Source organism: Dongia sp., assembly GCF_041910485.1.
Lineage (GTDB): Bacteria > Pseudomonadota > Alphaproteobacteria > Dongiales > Dongiaceae > Dongia.
On sequence record NZ_JAYRQR010000031.1, the window covers coordinates 32,919 to 56,746 of the forward strand.

Annotated in this window: 19 protein-coding genes; 15 read left to right on the forward strand and 4 right to left on the reverse strand. The window is 62.4% G+C overall.

From position 1 onward, the window contains the following. Positions 1–5 precede the first annotated feature (5 nt). From ACE3PP_RS09135 to ACE3PP_RS09155, 5 genes are all read left to right on the forward strand, one after another. Positions 6–896: a LysR family transcriptional regulator gene (locus ACE3PP_RS09135; RefSeq protein ID WP_374380867.1), complete on the forward strand. Its 891-nt coding sequence runs from the start codon at positions 6–8 to the stop codon at positions 894–896. A 77-nt stretch (positions 897–973) separates the two neighbouring features. Further along, a complete protein-coding gene (locus ACE3PP_RS09140; RefSeq protein WP_374380870.1) occupies positions 974–1,282 on the forward strand; it encodes an ArsR/SmtB family transcription factor in 309 nt (102 codons plus the stop codon). A gap of 75 nt (positions 1,283–1,357) precedes the next feature. After that, positions 1,358–2,233, forward strand: a complete 876-nt coding sequence (locus ACE3PP_RS09145) for an MBL fold metallo-hydrolase (RefSeq protein ID WP_374380873.1) — start codon at positions 1,358–1,360, stop codon at positions 2,231–2,233. 16 nt (positions 2,234–2,249) lie between these two features. Continuing rightward, a complete protein-coding gene (locus tag ACE3PP_RS09150) occupies positions 2,250–4,004 on the forward strand; it encodes a TIGR01244 family sulfur transferase (RefSeq protein WP_374380876.1) in 1,755 nt (584 codons plus the stop codon). Between the two features lie 16 nt (positions 4,005–4,020). After that, positions 4,021–5,832 (forward strand): SulP family inorganic anion transporter, encoded by a 1,812-nt coding sequence (locus ACE3PP_RS09155; RefSeq protein WP_374380879.1) that lies wholly within the window; start codon positions 4,021–4,023, stop codon positions 5,830–5,832. A gap of 38 nt (positions 5,833–5,870) precedes the next feature. On the opposite strand, the gene ACE3PP_RS09160 is transcribed toward ACE3PP_RS09155, so the two are convergent. Next, entirely contained in the window at positions 5,871–6,443 is a 573-nt protein-coding gene (locus ACE3PP_RS09160) for a DUF2239 family protein (RefSeq protein WP_374380881.1), read from the reverse strand. 217 nt (positions 6,444–6,660) lie between these two features. On the opposite strand from ACE3PP_RS09160, the gene ACE3PP_RS09165 reads away from it, so the two are divergent. Beyond that, positions 6,661–7,485, forward strand: coding sequence for a chromate resistance protein ChrB domain-containing protein (locus ACE3PP_RS09165; RefSeq protein WP_374380883.1), 825 nt, complete (start codon positions 6,661–6,663; stop codon positions 7,483–7,485). Continuing rightward, entirely contained in the window at positions 7,482–8,810 is a 1,329-nt protein-coding gene (gene chrA / locus ACE3PP_RS09170) for a chromate efflux transporter (RefSeq protein WP_374380886.1), read from the forward strand. The genes ACE3PP_RS09165 and chrA overlap by 4 nt, the downstream gene beginning before the upstream one ends. 68 nt (positions 8,811–8,878) lie before the next feature. Here chrA and katG read toward each other — a convergent pair whose 3' ends face one another. Continuing rightward, a complete protein-coding gene (katG, locus tag ACE3PP_RS09175; protein ID WP_374380889.1) occupies positions 8,879–11,071 on the reverse strand; it encodes a catalase/peroxidase HPI in 2,193 nt (730 codons plus the stop codon). Positions 11,072–11,399: 328 nt separating this feature from the next. Between katG and ACE3PP_RS09180 the strand changes: the two genes are divergently transcribed. The 4 genes from ACE3PP_RS09180 to ACE3PP_RS09195 all read left to right on the forward strand — a co-directional run bounded on the left by ACE3PP_RS09180 (position 11,400) and on the right by ACE3PP_RS09195 (position 17,696). Continuing rightward, positions 11,400–13,889, forward strand: a complete 2,490-nt coding sequence (locus ACE3PP_RS09180; RefSeq protein WP_374380892.1) for a methyl-accepting chemotaxis protein — start codon at positions 11,400–11,402, stop codon at positions 13,887–13,889. 39 nt (positions 13,890–13,928) lie between these two features. Further along, a complete protein-coding gene (locus ACE3PP_RS09185; RefSeq protein ID WP_374380895.1) occupies positions 13,929–15,185 on the forward strand; it encodes an adenylate/guanylate cyclase domain-containing protein in 1,257 nt (418 codons plus the stop codon). 124 nt (positions 15,186–15,309) lie between these two features. Continuing rightward, complete coding sequence (locus ACE3PP_RS09190) at positions 15,310–16,677, forward strand: cytochrome ubiquinol oxidase subunit I (RefSeq protein WP_374380898.1); 1,368 nt, start codon at positions 15,310–15,312, stop codon at positions 16,675–16,677. 5 nt (positions 16,678–16,682) lie between these two features. Next, positions 16,683–17,696, forward strand: coding sequence for a cytochrome d ubiquinol oxidase subunit II (locus ACE3PP_RS09195; RefSeq protein ID WP_374380901.1), 1,014 nt, complete (start codon positions 16,683–16,685; stop codon positions 17,694–17,696). A gap of 40 nt (positions 17,697–17,736) precedes the next feature. Here ACE3PP_RS09195 and ACE3PP_RS09200 read toward each other — a convergent pair whose 3' ends face one another. Next, entirely contained in the window at positions 17,737–18,177 is a 441-nt protein-coding gene (locus ACE3PP_RS09200; RefSeq protein WP_374380904.1) for a hypothetical protein, read from the reverse strand. Between the two features lie 363 nt (positions 18,178–18,540). On the opposite strand from ACE3PP_RS09200, the gene ACE3PP_RS09205 reads away from it, so the two are divergent. The 4 genes from ACE3PP_RS09205 (at position 18,541) to ACE3PP_RS09220 (ending at position 23,286) form a co-directional block, all read left to right on the forward strand. Continuing rightward, positions 18,541–18,744: a hypothetical protein gene (locus ACE3PP_RS09205; protein ID WP_374380907.1), complete on the forward strand. Its 204-nt coding sequence runs from the start codon at positions 18,541–18,543 to the stop codon at positions 18,742–18,744. Between the two features lie 42 nt (positions 18,745–18,786). Further along, positions 18,787–20,202 (forward strand): hypothetical protein, encoded by a 1,416-nt coding sequence (locus ACE3PP_RS09210; protein WP_374380910.1) that lies wholly within the window; start codon positions 18,787–18,789, stop codon positions 20,200–20,202. Positions 20,203–20,264: 62 nt separating this feature from the next. Beyond that, entirely contained in the window at positions 20,265–21,749 is a 1,485-nt protein-coding gene (locus ACE3PP_RS09215; RefSeq protein WP_374380913.1) for a hypothetical protein, read from the forward strand. Between the two features lie 580 nt (positions 21,750–22,329). Further along, entirely contained in the window at positions 22,330–23,286 is a 957-nt protein-coding gene (locus tag ACE3PP_RS09220; RefSeq protein ID WP_374380915.1) for an endonuclease/exonuclease/phosphatase family protein, read from the forward strand. A 13-nt stretch (positions 23,287–23,299) separates the two neighbouring features. Here ACE3PP_RS09220 and msrB read toward each other — a convergent pair whose 3' ends face one another. Beyond that, a complete protein-coding gene (gene msrB / locus ACE3PP_RS09225; RefSeq protein WP_374381218.1) occupies positions 23,300–23,701 on the reverse strand; it encodes a peptide-methionine (R)-S-oxide reductase MsrB in 402 nt (133 codons plus the stop codon). Between the last annotated feature and the right edge of the window lie 127 nt (positions 23,702–23,828).

A 23,828-nucleotide genomic window follows, 5' to 3' on the forward strand; every position in this document is an offset into this window, starting at 1 on the left:
CCGGCATGCTCGTCCGGCAGCTGGTCTATCTGGCGGCCCTCGCGCGCGAGCGGCATTTCGCCCGCGCCGCCGCCGCCTGCAACATCACGCAGCCGGCACTTTCGACTGCAATCAAGCAGCTCGAGGAAGAGCTGGGCGTGCCGCTGGTCGATCGCGACAAGCGCTTCAAGGGTTTCACCCCGGAAGGGCAGGAGGTGCTGCTGTGGGCGCGGCGCATCCTTTCCGACTATGAAAGCCTCCGGCAGGGGATCCAGAACGCCAAGCGCTCACTCACCGGCAATCTGCGGCTCGGCGTCATTCCATCCGCCCTGCCGCTGGTGCCGCTGGTCACCGACCCGCTTTACGACCGGCACCCGCAGGTGAAGGTCACGGTCTGGTCGACCTCGTCGATCGAGATCCAGCAGGGGCTCGATCATTTCGAGCTTGAGGCCGGCATCACCTATCTGGAGGCCGAGCCCTTGAAGGGCGTGCTGCAGCGGACGCTCTATACCGAGCGCTATGTGCTGCTGACCCCGGTCGAGGGGCCGCTCGGCCATGCGAAGTTCGCGACCTGGCGGCAGGCCGCCGAACTGCCGCTCTGCCTGCTCACCCCCAACATGCAGAACCGGCGCATCATCGATTCCGTCTTCAAGTCGCTGGATTGCGCGCCGCGCCCGCAGTTGGAAACCAATTCGGTGGTCAATCTCTGCGCCCATGTGCGCTCGGGCCGGCTTTCCTCAATCGTGCCGAAATCGCTCATCCAGGTGCTGGGCATGCCGACGGGTGCGGTGGCGCTCGACCTCCTGGAGCCGGAAGTGAGCCGGCAGGTGGGTCTGGTGGTGCCTGACCGCGAGCCGCTCTCGCCCATCAGTCTCGCCCTTTTTTCAATGCAATTTCCGGGATTTAGCGAGGGCTGACCCGAACTGCGGCGGGGTGTCGCAGGCGGTTTTTCTTGCCATTTCCTGCATAATTGCAGATATCTGCAGATATGCAGATGCAAGATCTCCTCGAGACGGCCGGCAAGGTCAGCGAGCTGATGAAGTCGCTGGGGAACCCCAAGCGTCTGCTGATCCTGTGCCAGCTCGCGGAGGCCGAGCGGTCGGTGACGGAACTGGCGCGCTTGACCGGCATGAAGGAGCCGGCCGTGTCGCAGCAGCTGGCCCTGCTGCGCAAGGACGGGATCGTGAGCGCCCGGCGCGACGGGCAGAACGTGCTCTACGCCCTCGACCGCGACGACGTGCGACGCCTCATTGAGTTTCTCTACGTCACCTATTGCGCGCCGGCCTGCGACCAGAACGGCTAGCCGGCAGGTCACCAAACCGCTGAAAGACCAACATAATTTCACACATAAAACACGGAAAACCAGGAGGAAGTTGAGATGAGCGCCAGCCCGAAGCCCGAAGTGACCGGCTTTTTCGATCCCGACACCTTCACGGTGAGCTATGTCGTCATCGACCCGGCGACCCGCCAAGCGGCGATCATCGATTCCGTACTCGATTTCGATCCGGCCTCGGGCCGCACCAAGACCAGATCCGCCGACCGCCTCATCGCCCATGTGACCGAAAAGGGCGCCACCGTCGCCTGGCTGCTGGAAACGCATGTCCATGCCGACCATCTGTCGGCCGCCCCCTATCTGAAGGCCAAACTGGGCGGGCAGCTTGCCATCGGGTTCGAGATCGTCACCGTGCAGAACGTGTTCGGCAAGGTCTTCAACGCCGGCACCGAGTTCGCCCGCGACGGCAGCCAGTTCGACCGTCTGCTGAAGGATGGCGAGACCTTCAAGCTGGGATCGATCGAGGCGAAGGCGATGCATACGCCCGGCCACACGCCGGCCTGCATGACCTATCTGATCGGCGATGCCGGCTTCGTCGGCGATACGCTGTTCATGCCGGATTACGGCACGGCGCGCTGCGACTTCCCCGGCGGCAATGCGCGCACACTCTATCGCTCGATCCAGAAGATCTTCGCGCTCCCTGAAGAAACGCGCCTCTTCATGTGCCACGATTACCTGCCCGCCGGCCGCACGGACTATGTGTGGGAAACGACGGTGGGCGCCGAGAAGAAGAACAATATCCATGTCGGCGCCAGCAAGTCGGAGGACGAATTCGTGACCATGCGCGAGACGCGCGACGCGAAGCTCGACATGCCGCGCCTCATCCTGCCCTCGGTCCAGGTCAACATGCGTGCCGGTCACATGCCGCCCGCGGAAGGGAACGGCGTCAGCTATCTGAAGCTGCCCATCAACGCGCTGTGAGAGGGAGGATCGCATCATGGAGAACCTGCGCCGCCTGACGCCCTTCCTTTCCGTCGCCCCGCAGATCAGCGAGGCGGATGTCGCAACACTCGCCGCCCGGGGCTATCACAGCATCATCAACAACCGGCCCGACAATGAAGGCGACGGCCAGCCGCTTGGTGCCGCCATCGCCGCGGCTGCCAAGGCCAGCGGCATGGATTATCGCCACATCCCCGTCGTCTCCGGCAAGGTGACGGAAGCCGATGTCGCCGCCTTCCGTGCGGCGATGGCCGAGCTGAAAGGTCCGGTCTTTGCCTATTGCCGTACCGGCACGCGTTCGACCACGCTGTGGGCGCTCTCCGAAGCCGCACGGCTCGACCCGGCGGTTCTTGTCGGAGTCGCCGCCGACGCTGGCTACGATCTCAATCCGCTGCGCCCGCGCCTCGAGGCTGAATGGTCGGCCACACCCAGCCAGATGACGGCGAGCGGGACCGGCACCGTGCCCGCGAAGCCTGCCAAGAATTTCGATATCGTCATCGTCGGCGGCGGTGCCGCCGGATGCTCGGTTGCGTCGAGCATTTTGAAGCGCCGCCCGGCGCTGAAGCTTGCCATCATTGAGCCCAAAGAAATCCATTATTACCAGCCGGGCTGGACTCTGGTCGGCGGCGGTGTTTTCGACCGCCGCAAGACGACGCGCCCCATGAGCGATTGCATTCCAGCGGGCGTCGATTGGATCAAGGCCGCGGTCGCGACCTTCGATCCCAGCCGCCACGCCGTCCTTCTCGAAGACGGCACGCCGATCGGCTATTCAGCGCTGATTGTGGCGCCGGGCCTGGAACTGCGCTGGGACCTGATCGATGGCCTGAAGGACACCCTGGGCAAGAATGGTGTGACGTCCAACTACATGCTGGACCTTGCCCCCTATACCTGGGAGCTGGTGCAGGGCTTGAATGGCGGCACGGCGCTCTTCACCCAGCCGCCGATGCCGATCAAATGCGCCGGCGCGCCGCAAAAGGCGATGTATCTCTCCGCCAACCATTGGGAGGCGAAAGGCTGCCTCAAGAACATCACCGTCGAGTTCAACAATGCCGGTGGCGTGTTGTTCGGCGTCAAGGATTACGTGCCGCCGCTGATGAAATATGTGGAGCGGTACGGCGCCAAGCTGGTCTTCAATTCGAACCTGAAATCGATCGACGGACCGAACAAGCAGGCGACCTTCGAGATCAAGAAGGATGACGGGTCGGTCGAGCGCGTCACCAAGAGCTTCGACATGATCCATGTCGTGCCGCCCCAGACGGCACCGGCCTTCATCCGCCAATCGCCGCTGGCCGATGGCGCCGGCTGGGTCGATGTCGATTCCGAGACTTTGCGGCACAAGAGCTTTGGCAACATCTTCGCGCTCGGCGATGTCGGTTCGACACCCAACGCCAAGACGGCGGCCGCCGTCCGGAAGCAAGCGCCGATCGTGGCGGAAAATGTCATCGCCATTCTCGATGGCAAGAATCCGCGCGCCATCTATGACGGTTATGGCTCGTGTCCGCTCACTGTCGAGCGCGGCAAGGTGATCCTGGCTGAGTTCGGCTATGGCGGCAAGTTGCTGCCGACCTTCCCGTGGGATTCGACCAAGCCCCGCTGGAGCGCCTGGTTCGCCAAGGTGTCGGTCCTGCCCTGGCTCTATTTCGATGCCATGCTGAAGGCCCGCGAATGGCTGGCAAGCCCCACCATCCTGCCGCACCAGCCGCAACCCCATGAATCGGCCGCGGCCTGCGCCGATCCCACGCAACGCAAGTAACGACGAAATGCCCTCTATGAACGGTTTGGAAAAATGGATTCCCGCGCTCGGCTGGGCGCGGGAATATAAGGCGACGACTTTCAGCAACGATGCGGTGGCGGCGATCATCGTCACCATCATGCTGATCCCGCAGAGTCTCGCCTATGCCATGCTGGCGGGATTGCCGCCCTATATCGGTCTTTACGCCAGCATCCTGCCGCTCATCGCTTATTGCCTCTTCGGCACCAGCCGCACCTTGGCCGTGGGGCCGGTCGCCGTCATCTCGCTGATGACGGCAGCGGCGGCCGCCAAGATCGCCGAGCCGGGCTCACCGCTCTATATCGAAGCAGCACTTGTCCTGGCGCTTCTCTCCGGCCTGATTTTGGTGGGCATGGCGCTGTTGCGCCTCGGCTTCCTGTCGAACTTCCTCAGCCATTCGGTGATTTCGGGCTTCATCAGCGCGTCGGGCCTGCTTATCGCGACGAGCCAGGTAAAGCATATCCTGGGCGTCAAGGCGGGTGGCGACACATTGCCCGAGATGGTAAGTGCCCTGGTACGGGAGGCGGCGCATATCAACCTGCCGACGCTCATCATCGGCATCAGCGCCACCTTGTTCCTGTTCTGGGTGCGCAAGCAGCTGAAGCCGCTGCTGGTAAAGGCCGGCCTGGGGCCGCGGACCGCCGATGTCATCGCCAAGGCCGGGCCCGTGGCCGCCGTCATCGTCTCGACCCTGTCGGTCGCCGCATTCGGGCTCGATGCCAAGGGCGTCAAGATCGTCGGTGCGATTCCACAAGGCTTGCCACCGCTGACATGGCCCAGCTTCGATGCCGATCTGTGGTCGCAATTGATCGGCGGCGCAGCGCTCTTGAGTTTGGTGGGCTTCGTCGAATCCATCTCGGTCGCGCAGACATTGGCCGCCAAGCGCCGCCAGCGCATCACGCCCGACAATGAGCTGATGGCGCTCGGTGCCTCGAACCTGGCGGCGGCCTTTACCGGCGGTTTCCCGGTGACGGGTGGTTTTGCCCGCTCGGTCGTCAATTTCGATGCCGGGGCGGAAACGCCGCTTGCCGGAGCCATGACGGCACTCGGCATCCTGCTCACGGCGCTGCTGCTGACGCCCTTGTTTCACGATCTGCCGCAAGCCGTGCTGGCTGCTACCATCATCGTTGCCGTGCTGTCGCTGGTCGATCTCAAGGCGTTGCCGCGCACCTGGCGCTATTCGCGCCACGATGCGATTGCGATGGCGGCGACGATGGCCGTCGTTCTCTTCGTCGGCGTCGAGGCCGGCATCATGACCGGTGTCGCCCTGTCGCTGCTCCTCTTCCTGTGGCGCACCAGCCGGCCCCATGTCGCCATCGTCGGGCTGGTGCCGCAGAGCGAGCATTTCCGCAATGTCGACCGCCACCGCGTGCTGGTGAGCGACCGGGTCCTCAGCATCCGCGTCGATGAGAGTCTGTACTTTGCCAATGCCCGCGCGCTTGAGGACCGCATCTATGCCGAGATCGCGGCGCGGCCGACCCTGGCCCATGTCGTGCTGATGTGCCCGGCGGTCAATCTCATCGACGCGAGCGCCCTTGAGAGCCTGGAGGCAATCCAGCATCGGCTCCACGATGCCGGCGTCACCTTCCATCTGTCCGAGGTGAAGGGACCCGTGATGGACGCCCTGCGGCGCAGCGATTTCCTCGATCATCTGCAGGCAGGCGGCGGACACATCTTCCTGAGCCAGTTCGAGGCGATCCGCATGCTGGACCCGAGTCTCCCCAGCGGCCACCAGGCCGACGGGTCGGCCGCCCGCATGAGCGAGCCCTGCATCGATGCCGACGGCGGACCGGTGAAGGCCATCGCCTAGCAACGCTGGCGCGCGCCAACGGGCGGGGAGGGCGGTGCCTAGAGATCTACGTAGGCAAGCTTCAGCGCATGTTCTCTGATGTCCGTGGGCCACGAAGCAGTCAGCGTTTCGACCGCCGGTCGATCATCGGCATAGAGGGCACGGATCGCGCTTTCGAAGCCCGGCAGATCGCCCGCCATCGCCGACATGAAATGGTAGGCAGCATCTTGTGCGCGACGCTGCGCGCGCTTGGCACCGGCCCAGCCGTCTTCGCGTCGGCGTGCATCGTCGATGAGTTTGCGCAGCGCCACCGATGCACCACCCTGTTGCTCACCGAGCCATTCCCAATGACGCGGCAGCAAAGTCACCTCGCGAGCGACGACACCCAATTTAGGCCTGCCGCGGCCACGCGGTTCCGGCGCTGGACCGGCTGCGGCAGGGGCATAGCGCGCGGCGATTTCAGCCTCGCTGCCACGGGTATCGAGGTCGATCGCCTTTCCAGTGGCATCGGCATAGATCAGGATCGGCCGGTCGTGCCGCCCCTCGGCCCGTTTAACGGCGATGGCGATTTCGGCGAGTGGGCCCGCTGCCAAGCGGCGTTGCCCTTCGAAGGCGGTAAAGGTCTCGGTCACGGTGGTTTTCCTTTGTCGTTGGCATATTATTATCCGGGTAAATATACGCCGTCAATATCACCCGGATAAAAATATCCAAATTGGCTAATCCACGCGGTAACTTGACAGCGACCGGGCGCCTTCAGATCATCTGCCCTTAAGGGGTTGACCGCGATCGCCCCGTGAGGCCTTGGCTAGAGTATCGCGTCCGCATCTCCCTTTTGGAGTGGACGTCGCCATGCCCAATCTCGACAGCATTCAACCGCAGCAGCTTTCGCGCCTGATCGGCCTTGCCGATGCGCCCGTCATTCTGGACGTGCGCAACGATGAGGATTTCGCCGCCGACCCCCGCTTCATCCCCGGCGCCAAGCGGCGCGACTACACGAAGGTCGCCGACTGGGCGCAGGACTTTGCCGGCCAGACCGTCATCGTCAGTTGCCAGCGTGGCCTCAAATTGAGCCAGGGTGTCGCCGCCTGGCTGCGCCATGAAGGCATCGCCGCCGAAAGCCTGGAAGGCGGCCACGAAGCCTGGGTCGCGCAAGGCGGCCTGCTGGTCAATGACGGCGCCCTGCCGAAGCGGGATGCCCAAGGCCGCACCCTGTGGGTGACGCGGGCCCGACCCAAGATCGACCGCATCGCCTGCCCGTGGCTGATCCGCCGTTTCGTCGATCCTGACGCGATCTTCCTGTTCGTCGCCCAAAGCGAGGTGATGAACGTCGCCGACCGGTTCGGCGCAACGCCCTTCGATATCGAGGGGGCCTTCTGGAGTCATCGTGGCGACACCTGCACCTTCGACACGATGCTGGCCGAGTTCGGTCTGAACAGCGATGCGCTGGAGCGGCTGGCCCAAATCGTGCGCGGCGCCGACACAGACCGACTGGACATCGCGCCGCAAGCAGCGGGATTGCTCGCCGCTTCGCTCGGATTTTCGCGCATGTACAAGGATGACGTCGCGCAGCTCACCGCGAGCCTGCCACTCTACGACGCGTTCTATCGCTGGTGCCGCGATGCGGTGGGCGAAGCGCATAATTGGGTGGGCCACCAGGCGCGGAGCGGCCGATGAACATGCCGGATGGAATGATGCCGACGCGGCGCGCTGCGTTCCGTGTCTGGCTGAAGATTGGCCTGCTGTCCTTCGGTGGTCCGGCCGGGCAGATCGCCCTCATGCACCGGATCATCGTCGACGAATTGAAATGGGTGGGTGAGCGGCGTTTTCTGCATGCGCTGAATTTCTGCACGCTGCTGCCGGGGCCGGAGGCGCAGCAGCTTGCCACCTATCTCGGCTGGCTGATGCACGGGGTCTGGGGCGGGCTGATGGCGGGGCTGCTCTTCATTCTGCCTGGTGCGCTGGTGATGCTGGGCCTGTCGCTCGCGTTCGTGCTGCTGGGGCATCTGCCGCTCGTCGCCGGACTTTTCTTCGGCTTGAAATGCGCGGTGCTGGTGCTGGTGGTCGAGGCGCTGCTGCGCGTGGCCAAGCGGGCGCTCAAAGGCAAAGCCGCCTATGCGATGGCGGCGGCAGCCTTTGTCGGTCTCTTCCTCCTCAAGATACCCTTTCCGCTGATCGTCATCGGTGCGGGGCTCATCGGCCTCGTCATCCCACGCGGCTTCACGCATCGTTGGCATGAAACGGCGGAAGCAGAGACGCTGGCCCTCATCGACACGCTGCTGATGCGGGAGCCGCAACGGGCCGCGGATCTGGCGAAAGGCGCCGCGCAGGCAGGCGTCGGCGCGCTTCTGCTGTGGCTGGTGCCGGCCGGTATGCTCGCTTTCGCTATCGGCGGCACCTATGGCGATATCGCCTTGTTCTTTTCCAAGATGGCGGTGGTGACGATGGGCGGCGCCTATGCGGTGCTCGCTTATGTGGCGCAGGATGCGGTCCAGACCTATCACTGGCTGACCGGCCCCGAGATGCTGACGGGGCTGGGCCTTGCCGAGACGACGCCGGGGCCGCTCATCCTGGTGCTGCAATTCGTCGGGTTCCTGGCGGGCTTTCGCGACGGCGGCATCGGTGGCGCATTGCTGGGTGCCGCGATCACGCTGTGGGTGACCTTCACGCCTTGCTTTGCCTTCGTCTTCCTCGGCGCGCCCTGGATCGAGAAGATGCAGGGGAGCCGCGTCTTGGCCGGTGGGCTGGCAGCGGTCACGGCGGCCGTCGTGGGTGTCATTGCCAACCTGGCCTTGTGGTTCGCGCTCCATGTGCTGTTCCGCGCGCAGGTGAGCATTGCCTTCGGTCCGTTTGCAATCGACCTACCTGTGCTGGCAAGTGTCGATCCGATTGCCTTGCTGCTGGCGCTGCTGGCGGCGCTCATCCTGTTCCACTTCCGCCTGGGATTGGTGAAGACGCTGGCGCTGACGTCAGCCGGCGGGCTTGTTCTGAGCTTCATCTGAACGACAAGAAGGGGCGGCCAACTTGGCCACCCCTTCCTGCCCGCACCTATTCGTTCAAACTTAATACGTCAGGCGAGATCGAACCGGTCGAGGTTCATGACCTTCGCCCAGGCGGCAACGAAGTCGGTCACGAACTTCTTCTCGGCATCGGCGCTGCCATAAACTTCGGCAAGGGCACGAAGCACCGAGTTTGAGCCGAAGACCAGATCGACACGCGTGCCGGTCCATTTGACGTCGCCGGTCTTGCGGTCGCGGCCTTCATAGACTTCCTTCGCGTCACTCACCGCTTTCCATTCCGTCCCCATGTCGAGGAGGTTGACGAAATAGTCGTTAGCAAGCGTGCCGACACGCTTGGTGAAGACACCGTGCTGCGCGCCGCCGCTGTTGGCGCCGAGCACACGCAGGCCGCCGACGAGCACCGTGAGTTCGGGCGCCGTCAAGGTCAGCAGATTGGCGCGGTCGATGAGGAGATGTTCGGCGACCGAGCCCAGATGACCCTTCTGGTAGTTGCGGAAACCGTCGGCAACCGGTTCCAGCACGGCGAACGATTCGATATCGGTCTGCGCCTGCGTCGCATCCATGCGGCCGGGTGCGAAGGGCACGGTCACGTCATGGCCGGCCTTCTTCGCCGCCGCCTCGACACCGGCATTGCCGGCAAGGACGATGAGGTCGGCGAGCGAGATCTTCTTGCCGCCGGACGCGCCCTTGTTGAAGTCGGCCTGGATGCCTTCGAGCACCTTCAGCACCTTGGCCAGTTCCTTGGGCTGGTTGACCTCCCAATCCTTTTGCGGGGCCAAGCGGATGCGCGCACCGTTGGCGCCACCGCGCTTGTCGGAGCCGCGGAAAGTCGAAGCCGAGGCCCAGGCGGTCGCCACCAATTCTGCGGTGGTGAGGCCGGAACCCAGCACCTTTGTCTTCAACGCCGCCATATCGGCATCGTCGACCAGCTTGTGATCGACAGGCGGGATCGGGTCCTGCCAGATCAGCTCTTCCTTCGGCACCTCGGCCCCGAGATAGCGGGCGCGCGGTCCCATGTCGCGATGGGTGAGCTTGAACCAGGCCCGCGCGAAGGCATCGGCAAAGGCATCCGGGTCTTCGTAGAAGCGACGCGAGATCTTCTCGTAGGCCGGATCGAAACGCAGCGCCAGATCGGTGGTGAGCATCGACGGCGGACGGCGCTTCGATTTGTCGAAGGGATCGGGCACCGAATTGGCACCGGCACCGCCCTTCGGGACCCATTGATGGGCACCCGCCGGGCTCTTGGTCAGTTCCCATTCATAGCCGAAGAGGTTCCAGAAGAAATTGTTGCTCCATTTGGTCGGCGTCGAGGTCCAGATGACTTCAAGCCCGCTGGTGATGGCATCGGCGCCCTTGCCGCTGCCATAGCTGCTTTCCCAGCCCAGGCCCTGCGCCGCGAGATCGGCGCCTTCTGGCTCCGCCCCGACATGGCTTGCGGGACCGGCGCCGTGGGTCTTGCCGAACGTATGGCCGCCCGCGATGAGCGCCACGGTCTCTTCATCGTTCATCGCCATGCGGGCGAAGGTTTCGCGGATGTCCTTGGCGGCGGCGAGCGGGTCCGGATTGCCGTTGGGTCCTTCCGGGTTCACATAGATGAGGCCCATCTGCACGGCGCCGAGGCTTCCTTCGAGCTGGCGTTCGCCGGAATAGCGCTTGTCGCCGGCAAGCCAGGCCGTTTCCGAGCCCCAATTGACCGTTTCCGGTTCCCACACATCCGCGCGGCCGCCGGCAAAGCCGAACGTCTTGAAGCCCATCGATTCCAGCGCAACGTTGCCGGTGAGGATGATGAGATCGGCCCATGAAATCTTACGGCCGTATTTTTGCTTCACCGGCCAGATGAGGCGCCGCGCCTTGTCGAGGCTGACATTGTCGGGCCAAGAGTTCAAAGGCGCGAAACGCTGCTGCCCGCCACCCGCACCGCCGCGGCCGTCACCGATGCGGTACGTGCCGGCGCTGTGCCAGGCCATGCGGATGAAGAGCGGGCCGTAATGGCCGAAATCGGCCGGCCACCAATCCTGCGACTGCGTCATCAGCGCCTTGAGGTCGGCTTTCACCGCGGCAAGGTCGAGGCTTTGGAATTCCTTGGCATAGTCGAATGCCTCGCCCATCGGGTCCGAGCGGTCGGAATGCTGGTTGAGGATTTCCAACTTGAGCTGGTTGGGCCACCAATCCCGGTTCGTCGTGCCGCCGGATTGCGGATTGTGGAAGGGGCATTTGCCGTCGGCTTTCTTGACATCGTTCATGGCTGGCTTCTCCTTGATTCAGCTTGGCGTAGCGCTTTCGGCAACCATCATCGCGCCGATGCAGGAACCGGGGAAATGGATAGTCCCGGCTTCAGTGATGGAGAAAATCGATCAATGGCGGATGCGCGCGGCAGATTCCGGCGTCCGGCCGATTGTGCACTGCACCGGGGGCGCCGTCACGTCTTTAGGAATGGGATCGGACAGCGTTAGGACTTGCGACCATAGTCGGTATTTCTTCAGCCTGCTTCTTAACCCAGCATAAACGGGACAGGCCGAATACTTCCTTCAAGCGCCAACCCTTCAACATTTCTGCCGAGCCGATCCGACAATGAGACTGCGACTGAGTGTGGCGAAAGCCATCATCCTTTTCGGCCTGCTCATCGCCGGTGGCTTCGCGGCGGTGCTCGTCACCAATTCATTGGCCCTGAGCGAGCTCAAGGTCGGCGGGCCGCTTTATCGCCAGATCGTGCAGGGCAAAGACCTCATCGCCGATATCCTGCCACCGCCGGAATATGTGATCGAATCCTATCTCGAAGCGACGCTGGCAGTGAAACATCCGGCCGAGCTGGCGCAGCACCGCGACCGGCTGGCTCAGCTGAAGATGGATTACGACGCCCGGCACGCCTATTGGCAGACGGCCGACTATGATGAGGCTCTGCGCAAGAAGCTGGTCGATGAGAGTCACGCCGAGGTGGTGAAATTCTACGCCGCGATCGACAAGCTATTGCCGGCGATCGAGAAGGGCGATCAGGCGGAAATCGATGCCTTCTATGATGAAGTCAGTGCCGCCTATCAGGCGCATCGCCAGGTGATCGATGCCATCGTCACCGGATCGAACACCGAGAATGCGCGCATCGAGGCGGATGCCGCAGCGTCCGACAGCAGCTATGTCGCCATCATCTGGGCGGTCACGATCGTCGTCCTCATTCTGGTGGCCGGCGGCATCGCGGCGATTGCACTGGGCGTCATTCGCCCGATCATCCGCATGACCGACACCATGACGGCGCTGGCCGAGGGCCAACACGATATCGCCATCCCATCGACCCAGCGCGGCGACGAGATCGGCGCGATGGCCAAGGCCGTCGCGATCTTCCGTGACAATGCCAAGGAGAATGAGCGGCTGCGCGCGGCGCAGGAGGAAGAGCGCAAGCGCAGTGACGAGCAGTTGAAGGCCGAGATGCTGCAGCTCACCGAGACGCTGGAGCATGAGGTGAAGGAGACGGTGGGCGACATCTCGACCCAGGCCGGGAAACTGCGCGAGAACGCACTGCTTCTGTCGCAGACGGCGAGCGACCTCAAGCAGATGGCGATGGAGGTCAACCAACTGGTCGACGCCACCAACCGCAACGTCGAGACGGTGGCGAGCGCCACCGAAGAGCTGGAGGCGTCGAGCCGCGCCATCTCGTCCCAGATCGACAATTCAAGCAAGCTTGCCGCCAACGCCCGCGAAGGCGCCGAGATTGCCAATGCCGAGGTGGCGGGTCTTTCCAGGACAGCATCGAACATCGGCAATGTCGTCACCATGATCCAGGAGATCGCGGCCAGGACGAAGATGCTGGCGCTCAACGCAACGATCGAAGCGGCGCGCGCCGGCGAGATGGGGAAGGGATTCGCGGTCGTTGCCGACGAGGTGAAGAGCCTTGCCCGTCAGACCGAGGAAGGGATCGCCCAGGTCAACGGCCAGGCGGAGGAGATCACGCAATCGACCGCCAAGGCCGTGGGCATCGTCGACAATGTGGCGGGCGGCATCCGCGATATCGACGCGGTGACGATCGAGGTCGCGCGCGCCAGCGAAGAGCAGCGCGCCGCCACCGCCGAGATCATGCAGAGTGCGGGCCAAGCCGCGGCGTCGACCCGGTCCGTCGCCGACAATGTCGCGCGCATGCTGGAAAGTGTCGAACGGACGGGTCAGACGGCTGGCCACGTCAACGATCTGTCCGCCTTGGTCAGCCGCGATATCGGCGCTTTGCAGCAGCGCCTCTATGTCATCTTGCGCTCCTCCGTCGGCGGCAATCGGCGGGATTCCGTGCGCCGCACTGCGGCCATTGCCTTCAAGGGAACCTTCGACGGCCAATCCGTCACCGGCTTTACCGGCGATGTCTCCGACGGCGGCGTGCTGGTCGTGGCGGACAACAATGTGACGCTGCGACCGGGCGAGGGCAGCTGCGATCTGCAGGGTGTCGGTCAATTCCGGGCGCGGCTGGTCGGTCAGGATCCGCTCGGCATCCATATCCAGTTCATGAATCCCGGCACGGCGGAAATCGAAGCCCTGCACAAGCGCCTGGTTCTGGCCTCGCAGGAAGACGAGCCCTATATGAAACTTGCCGGCGATGTCGCTTCGACGGCGAGCGCTGCGCTGGAGAAGGCGCTGTCGGACCGCGACATCAGTGCGACGGACCTGTTCGACGTCGAGTACGACCCCATCGCCGGAACCGACCCGCAGCAGGTGATGGCGCGGCATACCAATCTGGTCGAACGCTTGTTCCCGCCGCTGATTGAGCCGCCGCTCACACGCGACAACCGCATCGTCTTCTGCTGCATCATCGACCGCAAAGGCTATATCGCCGCCCACAACAAAAAATATTCGCTGCCGCAGAAGCCCGGCGAAACCTTGTGGAACACGGCGAATTCCCGCAACCGGCGCATCTATACCGACCGCGCCGGGACGCTCGCCGGTCGCGCCACACGCACCATCGTGCAGACCTATGCCCGCGACATGGGCGGCGGCAACTTCGTCATCCTCAAGGAAATCGACGCACCGATCAAGGCCGGCGGCAAGCATTGGGGCGCCGTGCGCTTGGCGCTGAAGCTGTCGTAAAGGGTGTTCAGCGGCGGTGGCGGCCGCTATCCTCCGCCCATGACGGATCTTCCTGCCAATGACATGGATGGGTTCGGCCGCCTGATGGCTTGGCTGACACAGGCGGCGCTGGGCGATACCGGCAAGCGCCGCGACGGGACATCCGACAACAATCTGGGTGCTCTGCCCTATGCCGACATCTTCGCTGGCTATTGCGACCGGCTCAACGAATGGATCGGCCCCTTCAGCCGTATTTCCATCGCCATGGAAGTGCTGCACCCGGAACTGTCCGGCGGCACGTTCTATTGGCGCGATGGCGAGATCGAGGAGCGGCAGCTGAAACGCGCCGGCATCCTGACCTGGGACGATTACCTGCGCAGCCCCGTCTATGTGGCGGAGCAGACCAACCGGCCCTGGCGGTGGCGCGCGGGCGATGCCGTGCCGGACATGCCGCTGATCCAGGATCTGGCAGCGCAAGGTGTCACCGATTACTGCCTCTTTCCGCTGCCCATCCAGGACACGACGCGCACCAGCACCATGTCCTTCGCCACCAAGCGGCCGGGCGGCTTCGGTGCGCTGGGCGGCGACGATGCGGGCTTGGCCCTGTTGCGCCGCGTCGCCTGGGCGATGACGCCGTTTCTCGAGCGCGTGGCGCTGCGGGTCATCGCGCTCGATCTCCTTGAGGCCTATGTCGGCAAGATCGCCGGCGCGCGGGTTTATGGTGGCCAGATCGAGCGCGGCGCGGTGGAGCCCATCGATGCGGCGATCCTCGTTGCCGATCTGCGCGGCTTCACGCATCTCAGCGAGATGCTGGGCGAGATTGCGATGGTCGATCTTCTCAACCGCTATTTCGACACGCTGGGCACGGCAATCGCCGCCCATGACGGACAGATCCTGAAATTCATGGGCGATGGGCTGCTCGCCGTCTTTCCGGTAACGGATACGATGACGCGGGCGGCCGTCAGCAGCGATGCGCTTCAAGCCGCATTGCAGTCCCGGGACAATCTCAAAGCACTGAATGCGGCCTTGGTCGAGGAAGGGAAACCGACGATCGATTTCGGCATCGGCCTCCATATCGGCAACGTCGCCTTCGGCAATATCGGCGCCGGGACGCGGCTCGACTTCACGGTGATCGGGCCTGCCGTCAACGAGGCGAGCCGCCTGCAGGATCTCACCAAGGAGATCGGCCTGCCGATCCTTGCCTCGGGTGCCTTTGCGGCAACGGCAGATCTCGGTATGCGCCATGTCGGCGCCCGCACCGTGCGCGGCGTTTCGACACCGGTCGAGCTGTTCGCGCCGGCCGATAACCACGGTTAGGGTGTGGGCGTTTGCGCCGCATGCGGCCAAATGCCGGCTATCGGATTTGGGCTAGCCGGTTAGAGTAATTCCAATCTTTGTCGTGGGCCGTTGCAATTCCAAGACGGCAGGAGGAGATGGAAAGATGGATGCCGTCATTCTGGCGAGGCTGCAATTCGCCGCCAACATCTCGTTCCACATTCTCTTTCCCAGCATCACCATCGCACTCGCCTGGGTGTTGCTTTACTTCAAGCTGCGCCATGACGGGCTGCAGGAGACAAAGCCCGGCGACATGCGCTGGATGGCGGCCTACCGCTTCTGGGTCAAGGTCTTCGCCTTGTCCTTCGCCATGGGTGTCGTCTCCGGCATCACCATGAGCTTCCAGTTCGGCACCAATTGGCCGGGCTATATGCAGACGGTCGGCAATGTCGCCGGGCCGCTGCTGGCCTATGAAGTGCTAACGGCCTTCTTTCTGGAGGCCGTGTTCCTCGGCATCATGCTGTTCGGCTTCAAGCGGGTGCCCAATTGGGTGCATACGACGGCGACGTTCCTGGTGGCCTTCGGCACGACGCTGTCGGCCTTCTGGATCCTGGCGCTGAATTCCTGGATGCAGACGCCGGCCGGCCACACGATCCGCGACGGGATCGTCCATGCCGAGGATTGGGTGGCGATCATCTTCAACCCGAGCTTCCCCTACCGCCTTGTCCACATGCTGCTGGCCTCGGGCCTCACTGCCGCGTTCCTGGTGGCGGGCGTCTCGGCGCTGCGCTGGTACTGGGGCGACCGGGCGGCCGATCTCAAGGCTGCGTTGAAGACCGGAATCTATCTGGCCGCGATCCTCATTCCGCTGCAGATCCTGGCCGGTGACATGCACGGCCTCAACACGCTGGAATACCAGCCGCAGAAAGTGGCGGCGATGGAGGGCAATTGGCAGACGCAGAGCCGGACGCCGCTGCTGCTCTTCGCCTGGCCCGACGAAGCCCAGCGCGAAAACCGTTTCGAGATCGGCATACCGTCTGGGGCGAGCCTCATCCTGCGCCATTCGCCGGACGGGGTAGTGCCGGGCCTCAACGATTATGCGGGCAATCATCCACCGGTGGCGCCGCTCTTCTTCGCCTTCCGCATCATGGTGGGGCTGGGGCTCCTCATGCTGGTGGTGGCCTGGGCCGGCAGTTTCTATCTGTGGCGCCGAGGCGAGTTGCCGCTTCTGTTGCAGCGAACTTTCATCGGCATGACCTTTTCGGGCTGGGTGGCGGTGCTCTCCGGCTGGTACGTGACTGAAATCGGCCGCCAGCCTTATCTGGTGACCGGCATCCTGCGCACCGAAGATGCCGTGAGCCCCGTACCGGCGCCGATGATCGGTCTGAGCCTCTCCCTCTATCTCATCGTCTATGCCTTTCTCATCGTCGCCTATATGGGCGTCATCACGCGCCTCGCCTGGAAAGCGGCGAAGGGCGATAAACCCCAAGCCGACAAGCCGGCCGAAGCCGGCACGTTCGCAGCGGCGGAGTGACGATCATGCTCAACCTATTCGGCGATCCGACCATCTGGCTGCCGCTCGCTTTCGCGGGGCTGATGGGGCTTTCCATCCTCATCTACGTCGTGCTCGACGGGTTCGATCTCGGCATCGGCATGTTGTTCGCCCTGGCCAATGAGCGCGAACAGGACCGCATGATGGCGGCGATCGGTCCCTTCTGGGACGCCAACGAAACCTGGCTGGTGCTGGCGGTGGGCTTGCTGCTGGTCGCCTTTCCGCTGGCACATGGCATCATCCTGTCGACGCTCTACCTGCCGGTCGTGTTGATGCTGATCGGCATCGCCCTGCGCGGTGTCGCGTTCGAGTTTCGCGCCAAGGCGGAGGGCCGCACCAAGCGGCTGTGGAGCCGCATCTTCATTTTCGGCTCGTTCCTGATGTCCTTGTCGCAAGGCTATATGCTGGGCGTCTATGTGATGGGCCTTGAGCAGACACCGGCAACGCTGGCCTTCGGCGCGCTCACCGCCATCTGCCTGGTGGCCGGTTACATGCTGGTGGGTGCCACCTGGCTCATCATCAAGACCGAGGGCGATCTGCAGCAACGCGCCATCCACTGGGCGCTGCGCAGTCTGGTCTTCGCGGCGATCGGCATGGCAGCGATTTCCATCGCCTCGCCCCTGGTCAGCCCGCGCATCTTCGAGAAATGGTTCGGCGGCGCAACGATCCTGCTGCTGGCGCCGCTGCCGGTCGGATCGGCGGCGATTTTCATCGGCCTCGCCGTCTTCCTGCGCAACATGACACCCGCTCATGACCGCTGGTCGCGCCTGCCCTTCATCTGTGTGACCGGGCTTTTCGCGCTGGCCTTCACCGGCCTTGCCTATTCCTTTTACCCCTATGTCGTCCCGGACCGGATCACCCTGTTCGAGGCGGCATCGGCGCCGGAAAGCCTGCTCGTCATCCTGATCGGGGCCCTGGTCGTGCTGCCGGCGATCATCGGCTATTCGGCCCTGAGCTATCATGTCTTCCGCGGCAAGGCGACACCGCTCAGCTACGATTAAGTAATTGAAATCACTTATTTGCTGCGCAGCATAGAAGGTGTCATTCGAGGCGCTGGAAGCGGCCCTCGATGGGCCCGTATTGGGTGGCTAGGGAAACCGGCCAGCTTTCTCCCGCGTCGAGATCCGGCGAGAAATCGAAGGCGACCATCATCTGGCGCGCTGCACCCACGACCGCAACATCGCCGACCAGCTGCCGGAGTGGCGGCAGGTGAATGCGAAGCTGCAGCCGCAGCAAACGGCGATCCGGCGTCCAGGAATAATGACCGCCGAAGACCGGGCCCGGGCCGCCAATGCCCAGCCCCGCCACGTGACCGCCGGCCAGTTGAAGGTCGACCCGGCCGGTGCCATAGACGCCGCTGTAATCCAGCCGGTAAATCCCGTTCGCCTGGCCAGGTAAAGGCGGCGGGAGAGCGCAGGCAGAAAAGATCGCCAACAGAAGGCCAACAGGTAGGCGACGGGCAAAAGCGATGACGGCAGGCATGACCGGGACTGTCGGCGCCGCCGGGGCGGTTGGCAAGGATCCAGATCGATTCCGATCAGCCAGATTGATGCTCCAGCCGCAGTGCCCTCATCGCCGCTGCAGAGCCGGCCACCTCGGCCACCAGCGAGAAAATGCGCACCGAGTCAGGCCAATCCATGTAGCTATACCAATTTTCAATATGAGGTTATCGGTATTGCATAATCTGTTCTGTAGAAGGGAACGGGTGCTGAGAATGAGACCGCTACCTGCGATTGCCAAAATTCAGGGGCAAAGCTAGTGTGTCGCCCTGTTTCGGCCTCAATCTATGGATCGTCGTAGGCCTTTTGGCTTGGATGGGTATTTGGCCGCTGTTTGGAGGTTCAATTGCTGAGTTTTCGTTACATCGCCACTGGCGGCTTGCTGCTGGTCCTGACTGCTATGCCTGCTTATGCCTATCTTGACCCGGTCACGGGGACATTCTTGATTCAGGGCATAATCGCCGGCGTTGCTGCTTGCCTTGCAGGAATTCGCTCACTTCGGCAGCGAATTGTAGGTTTCTTCTCATCCATCGTGTCGCGCAAGAAGTAATCCGAGCACTTCTTCTGCTGGCGTCACCGCAATGGGGTGGTTTTGACAAATCAGATTTGCCGCGATCCGGGCTCGTTTCGCGATCCGTCCGGTTACGTTTTCATCGGAGACAATGAAGTTATACGCAGCGTCAATCCGGCGGCCGTGCCGGAATTTCGCGCGTTAATAGAATCTGGAGCTCTTCGGAAACTGGTTGACACAGGTTTGTTGATTGAGAGCGAGCCGCAACCGGTGAGTGCAGAGGAAGCGGCCGCATTCGCCGGACCGCGGGGAGAGTTGCCCGAATTTGTTATTCGGCATCCGCGCGTATCAACGATTTCGTATCCGTTTGAGTGGACTTTCTCTCAGCTTAAAGATGCGGCGTTGGCGCATCTCGACTTGCAGATTGCAGCATTCGATCTCGGGTTCGTTCTTTCCGACGCGACACCCTATAATATGCAGTTCATCGAAGGCAAAGTCCTGCACATTGATGTGCTGTCATTGCGCCGCTATCGACCTGGCGAGATCTGGGTTGGATACAATCAGTTCACCCGGCTGTTCTTACTGCCACTGTTGCTGGAAGCGTGGCGTGGCGTGCCATTCCAGGCGATGCTGCGCGGCCAGACAGATGGTATGTCTCTCGTGGACGCTGTGAAGCTCCTGCCGTTCTCCAAGCGCTATCTCTCGCTCATCGGACTCATGCATGTCACGCTGCAGGAACGTGCGGGACGCGGTGCAGGCAGCACTCAGCGCGGAGCTGCCACCACGGTCAATCTACCTGCGGCGCGCTTTAAGGCACTGCTTGGCGAACTGCGCGCCAGCATAGCGGGCCTTAAGTCCGCCCGCATGGCCCCGACCTTTTGGAGCGCCTATGCCAATGTGAACACCTATTCCAACGAGATGCAGTCGGTCAAAGGCAACTTCGTTCGAGAATTGGTCAAGCGCCACGGCGTCCGCTCGATTTGGGATGTCGGCGGGAATACCGGCGACTATTCTGCAGCCGCCCTTTCGGCCGGAGCCAAACATGCGGTTGTTCTCGATGGCGACCTCGACTCCCTTGAAACGGCCTATCGGCGTCGCACCGCTGGAGAGCCCGGCTTGCTGCCGCTCTATGTTGACTGTGCCGACCCAAGCTCCAATCAAGGATGGAACCAAGCTGAACGCAAGGGCCTGAAGGAGCGCGTCAACGCCGATGCCGTCCTGGGCCTCGCCGTCATTCATCACATGGCGATTGGACGAAATATCCCTTTGCGTTCCGTGGTCGATTGGTTTCTCGACCTTGCGCCGCATGGAATCATCGAGTTCGTTCCCAAGTCAGACCCGATGGTCCAGCAGATGCTGCAGAACAGGGATGATGTCTTCCTCGACTATGACGAGTCGAACTTTCGCGCCTATCTTGGCACCAGGGCGACGACGATAGCGGAGCATCGCTTCACAGAAAACGGACGCCTGCTGGTGGCCTACTCACGCAGGAATTGAAGCTTCGCCATCGGCAATAGGCTGGATCGGCGCGTTGGCACTCGAATTGGGGGGTTTTTTCAATGCAATTTGCAATCTTTGCGGTCCTGTTTCTGGCCGTCTTCATCCCTAACCTGATGGACTTGGGCTACTGGCCTGGCGACGCAGAGACCTTGATCTATGCTGCCGGATCGCTGGTCCTGGCAGGCTTGTTCACGGGTCTTGCAAAGATCCACAAAGTCGTCGGGCGGATTTTGATCGCTATCCTGATCTATTGGATCGTCGATTCCTATTTTCTGGACAAGGCGCTGGTACCGATTCTAATCGGGCTCGGCATTTGCCTGCTGATGCATACCCGTCTGGAAAATTCGGTGCGGCCGATGATTCTAGTGTTCGGCCTCGTTTTCGTCTTGTCGAGCATGATTGCCGGAACACGACCCCTGCTCACCCAGGAGACCGTCGCTGCGGAGGATGCCGCTCCAGCCGCGACCACGCCGGCATCTCCGCCGATCGTTCATATCGTGCTTGACGAGTTTATGTCGCCGACCGCCGCCGCTCGTATTGGGATGCTCGACGCTGCATTGGCGCAGAAAGTCACCGACGATTACATCAGCCGAGGGTTCCGCGTATTCGGTGCGGCGCGCTCGGTCGCTGGCTCAACGCGCGTGTCAGTCAGCAATCTTCTTGGTCTTGGCGATCAGACCCAGCCCTTCGACTACAACACCGAACAATCGCGCCGCAACGGCGTAGAATACAATATGGTGAAGGAAAACCGCTGGGTGCAACGGTTGAAATCACTTGGCTATCGCATCACCACGATAAGCACGAGCTACATCGATCTGTGCAGCAAAGGAGTCGATGAGTGCTATTCCTACCGTGCGAACGGTGAAGGTCATTCGATGACTCGTTTCGCCGGCAGCCTGTTGCAACGCGCGGTCTTCCCGTTGCTGGTGATGGACTTCCATTATTACAATAAGGGTCATATCGGTAAGGTGGCGCTGTATCGGCTCTTCAGCAAGCCGCTGAAGAATGCCGGCTTCAAGCCGATCCCACGCGGCTTCCAGCTGCGCGCCGGCAGCGCACTTGCTGTAATGGATGAGTTGCAGAAGCGCGTCATGGACCTGAAGCCGGGGCAGGCTTACTTTGCCCATGTCCTGATGCCCCACAACCCATACATTGTGAACGAGGATTGCAGCTTGAAGCCGCTCAGCGAGTGGACCCTGCAAAATTACGACAAGAGCGACGCTTCGGATGCAGAGCGCTACCAGGGGTTTGCCAAACAGATGGCATGCACCCACAAACGCGCGTTGGAAATTGTCGACACCATCCTCGCCAGCCCATCTGGCAAGAACGCGATGATCTTCATCCATGGCGATCATGGATCGCGTATCATGAAGCAGGCGAAACGGATCAAACCAGATTCCGACCTGCCACCGGAGGTTATCTCCGACGCCTTGGACCCGCTATTCGTCGTTCGTATTCCCGGTGTAGCAGAACCCGGGTTGGATGAAACCCCGGTTGTCATGCAGGCACAGTTCCGCGACCTATTCCTCAAAGCCACCGAATAGCAGGGGCGAGTCGACCATTGAATATTCTGACATAGTGAATAGAGCGGGGGGCTGGTCTACCCCTAGGACATCGCCTTCATCCTCTCGGTAGCCTTTCCACGCTGAGGAGATTGCCGCCATGACCAGCCCCTCGCACGTCGATCCGCCTTCACTATTTTGGCTTGTGCGGTCAAGCCCATCGGGCCGACTTGTTCCAATCGCCGCTGGGTTTGCCCGCAACCAGAGTTGATATAGATCACACCAAGGTAGGCCGCTTTTCTCATCAGTAATCCTTCGGCCACACTGCGGTGGCGGTGGAAGACCGTACTCCAATCGACCCTCACCCTGCCATCCGCACTTGGCTCGCGTGTATCGAGGGCTGCCTGCCTTCGTACAGATACCGCGCGGTCAGATCGTTGCCCGAAACAGGCTGCTCGCCATTGCCTGCGGCATAGAGGAGATCCATGAAGACGATCGGGACTGGACAGAAACACCAAACCCGTCCCAGACTTGCAACATTGCTCTGTTATTGGTTGGCCATTCATTCAAACAAGCCAAAGTCAGATGGGGGAATGCCATGCGCCTGGGAGTGTGTCAGGGAATGTTTCTGGGAAAGTTGCTGCCGCTTGCCGGCCTGATCGCGTTGACTGCTCAACCGGCCCTTGCCGACACCAAGCTCACCATCATGAGCTTCAACATCTGGGGCGGCGGCGCCAACGAACAGAAGCCGGTCGACGAGACCGTGGCGGCCATCAAGGCAGCGGGTGCCGACATTATCGGCGTGCAGGAAACGCGGCTTGAATCGGATCCCTGCACCGCCGATTCCTGCCCCCCGACCGGCGACAGCGCCGCCAAGGCCATCGCCGAGAAGCTAGGCTTTCACTATTACGACCAGACGCAGGTCAACGATGCCTTATGGGCCAATGCGATCATCAGCCGCTATCCGATCGGGCAGGCGACGCCGCACGATCTCGGCGTGCCGATCGACGTGGACGGGCGCAAGGTCTGGGCGTTCAACATCCATCTCGACGATTCACCCTATCAGCCCTATCAGCTGCTCGGCATCGAATACGGCGCCTCTCCCTTCATCAAGACCGAGGCCGAAGCGGTAAAGTTCGCGAGCGAAACGCGCGGACCCGCGTTGAAGCTGCTGTTCGAGGATCTGAAGGCGGCCGACGGGGCCGATGCGGCCTTCATCTTCGGCGATTTCAACGAACCGTCGTTCCGCGACTGGACGGCGGAAACGGTGAAGGCCGGGCACAATCCGGTGCCGGTCCGCTTTCCCAGCACGGCCGCCATCGAGGAGCATGGTTTCACCGATACGTTCCGCGCGGCCTTTCCCGACCCCGTCGCCAAGCCAGCCTATACCTGGACGCCGACGACGGCGCCGACCGACCCCGAGGATCATCACGACCGGATCGATTTCGCCTTTGCCCGGGCCAAGGATCTGAAGGTCATCAAAGCCGGCATCGTTGGCGAGAAAGCGCCGGAAGCCGATATCGTGGTGACACCCTGGCCGTCCGATCACCGCGCCACGATGGCCGAGATCAGCTTCTAGCCAGGGCGGACCCTCATTCCTCCGGCGCGAAGTTCATGGCGACACCATTGATGCAATAGCGCAGATAGGTCGGCGGCGGGCCATCCTCGAACACATGGCCAAGATGGCTGCCGCAGGTCGCGCAATGCACTTCGGTCCGGACCATGAAGTGGCTGCGATCGGTGCTGGTCTCGACCGAGCCCGGCACGGGATCGTTGAAGCTGGGCCATCCGGTGCCGCTTTCGAACTTGGTCCCTGAAATGAAAAGCGGCTGGTCGCAGCCGGCACAGGTGAAGCGGCCGGCACGCTTTTCGTAATTGAGCGCGCAGGAGCCGGGCCGCTCGGTGCCATGCCCACGCATGACATGGTATTGCTCGGGCGTCAGGCGGGCACGCCATTCAGCGTCTGTGCGCTCTACTGGAAATTGCTTCTGCATCACGGTCGTCGTTCCTATAGTCGGGGATATTGAAGCAGCTTGGACGACAATCATCCTAGCTCTGATTGAAACATTTCCGTTAGATATTCACTCGACACGCGAATTTTAAGCTCCCGTTTATTCCTCG

Bases quoted from the DNA above. Each gene is read 5' to 3' on its own strand.
- ACE3PP_RS09215 (WP_374380913.1), top strand. From the start codon at position 20,265: ATGCAATTTGCAATCTTTGCGGTCCTGTTTCTGGCCGTCTTCATCCCT.
- ACE3PP_RS09165 (WP_374380883.1), top strand. From the start codon at position 6,661: ATGCCCAATCTCGACAGCATTCAACCGCAGCAGCTTTCGCGCCTGATC.
- katG (WP_374380889.1), bottom strand. From the start codon at position 11,071: ATGAACGATGTCAAGAAAGCCGACGGCAAATGCCCCTTCCACAATCCG.
- ACE3PP_RS09180 (WP_374380892.1), top strand. From the start codon at position 11,400: ATGAGACTGCGACTGAGTGTGGCGAAAGCCATCATCCTTTTCGGCCTG.
- ACE3PP_RS09185 (WP_374380895.1), top strand. From the start codon at position 13,929: ATGACGGATCTTCCTGCCAATGACATGGATGGGTTCGGCCGCCTGATG.
- ACE3PP_RS09150 (WP_374380876.1), top strand. From the start codon at position 2,250: ATGGAGAACCTGCGCCGCCTGACGCCCTTCCTTTCCGTCGCCCCGCAG.
- chrA (WP_374380886.1), top strand. From the start codon at position 7,482: ATGAACATGCCGGATGGAATGATGCCGACGCGGCGCGCTGCGTTCCGT.
- ACE3PP_RS09135 (WP_374380867.1), top strand. From the start codon at position 6: ATGCTCGTCCGGCAGCTGGTCTATCTGGCGGCCCTCGCGCGCGAGCGG.
- ACE3PP_RS09200 (WP_374380904.1), bottom strand. From the start codon at position 18,177: ATGCCTGCCGTCATCGCTTTTGCCCGTCGCCTACCTGTTGGCCTTCTG.
- msrB (WP_374381218.1), bottom strand. From the start codon at position 23,701: ATGCAGAAGCAATTTCCAGTAGAGCGCACAGACGCTGAATGGCGTGCC.
- ACE3PP_RS09145 (WP_374380873.1), top strand. From the start codon at position 1,358: ATGAGCGCCAGCCCGAAGCCCGAAGTGACCGGCTTTTTCGATCCCGAC.
- ACE3PP_RS09195 (WP_374380901.1), top strand. From the start codon at position 16,683: ATGCTCAACCTATTCGGCGATCCGACCATCTGGCTGCCGCTCGCTTTC.
- ACE3PP_RS09140 (WP_374380870.1), top strand. From the start codon at position 974: ATGCAAGATCTCCTCGAGACGGCCGGCAAGGTCAGCGAGCTGATGAAG.
- ACE3PP_RS09155 (WP_374380879.1), top strand. From the start codon at position 4,021: ATGAACGGTTTGGAAAAATGGATTCCCGCGCTCGGCTGGGCGCGGGAA.
- ACE3PP_RS09220 (WP_374380915.1), top strand. From the start codon at position 22,330: ATGTTTCTGGGAAAGTTGCTGCCGCTTGCCGGCCTGATCGCGTTGACT.
- ACE3PP_RS09190 (WP_374380898.1), top strand. From the start codon at position 15,310: ATGGATGCCGTCATTCTGGCGAGGCTGCAATTCGCCGCCAACATCTCG.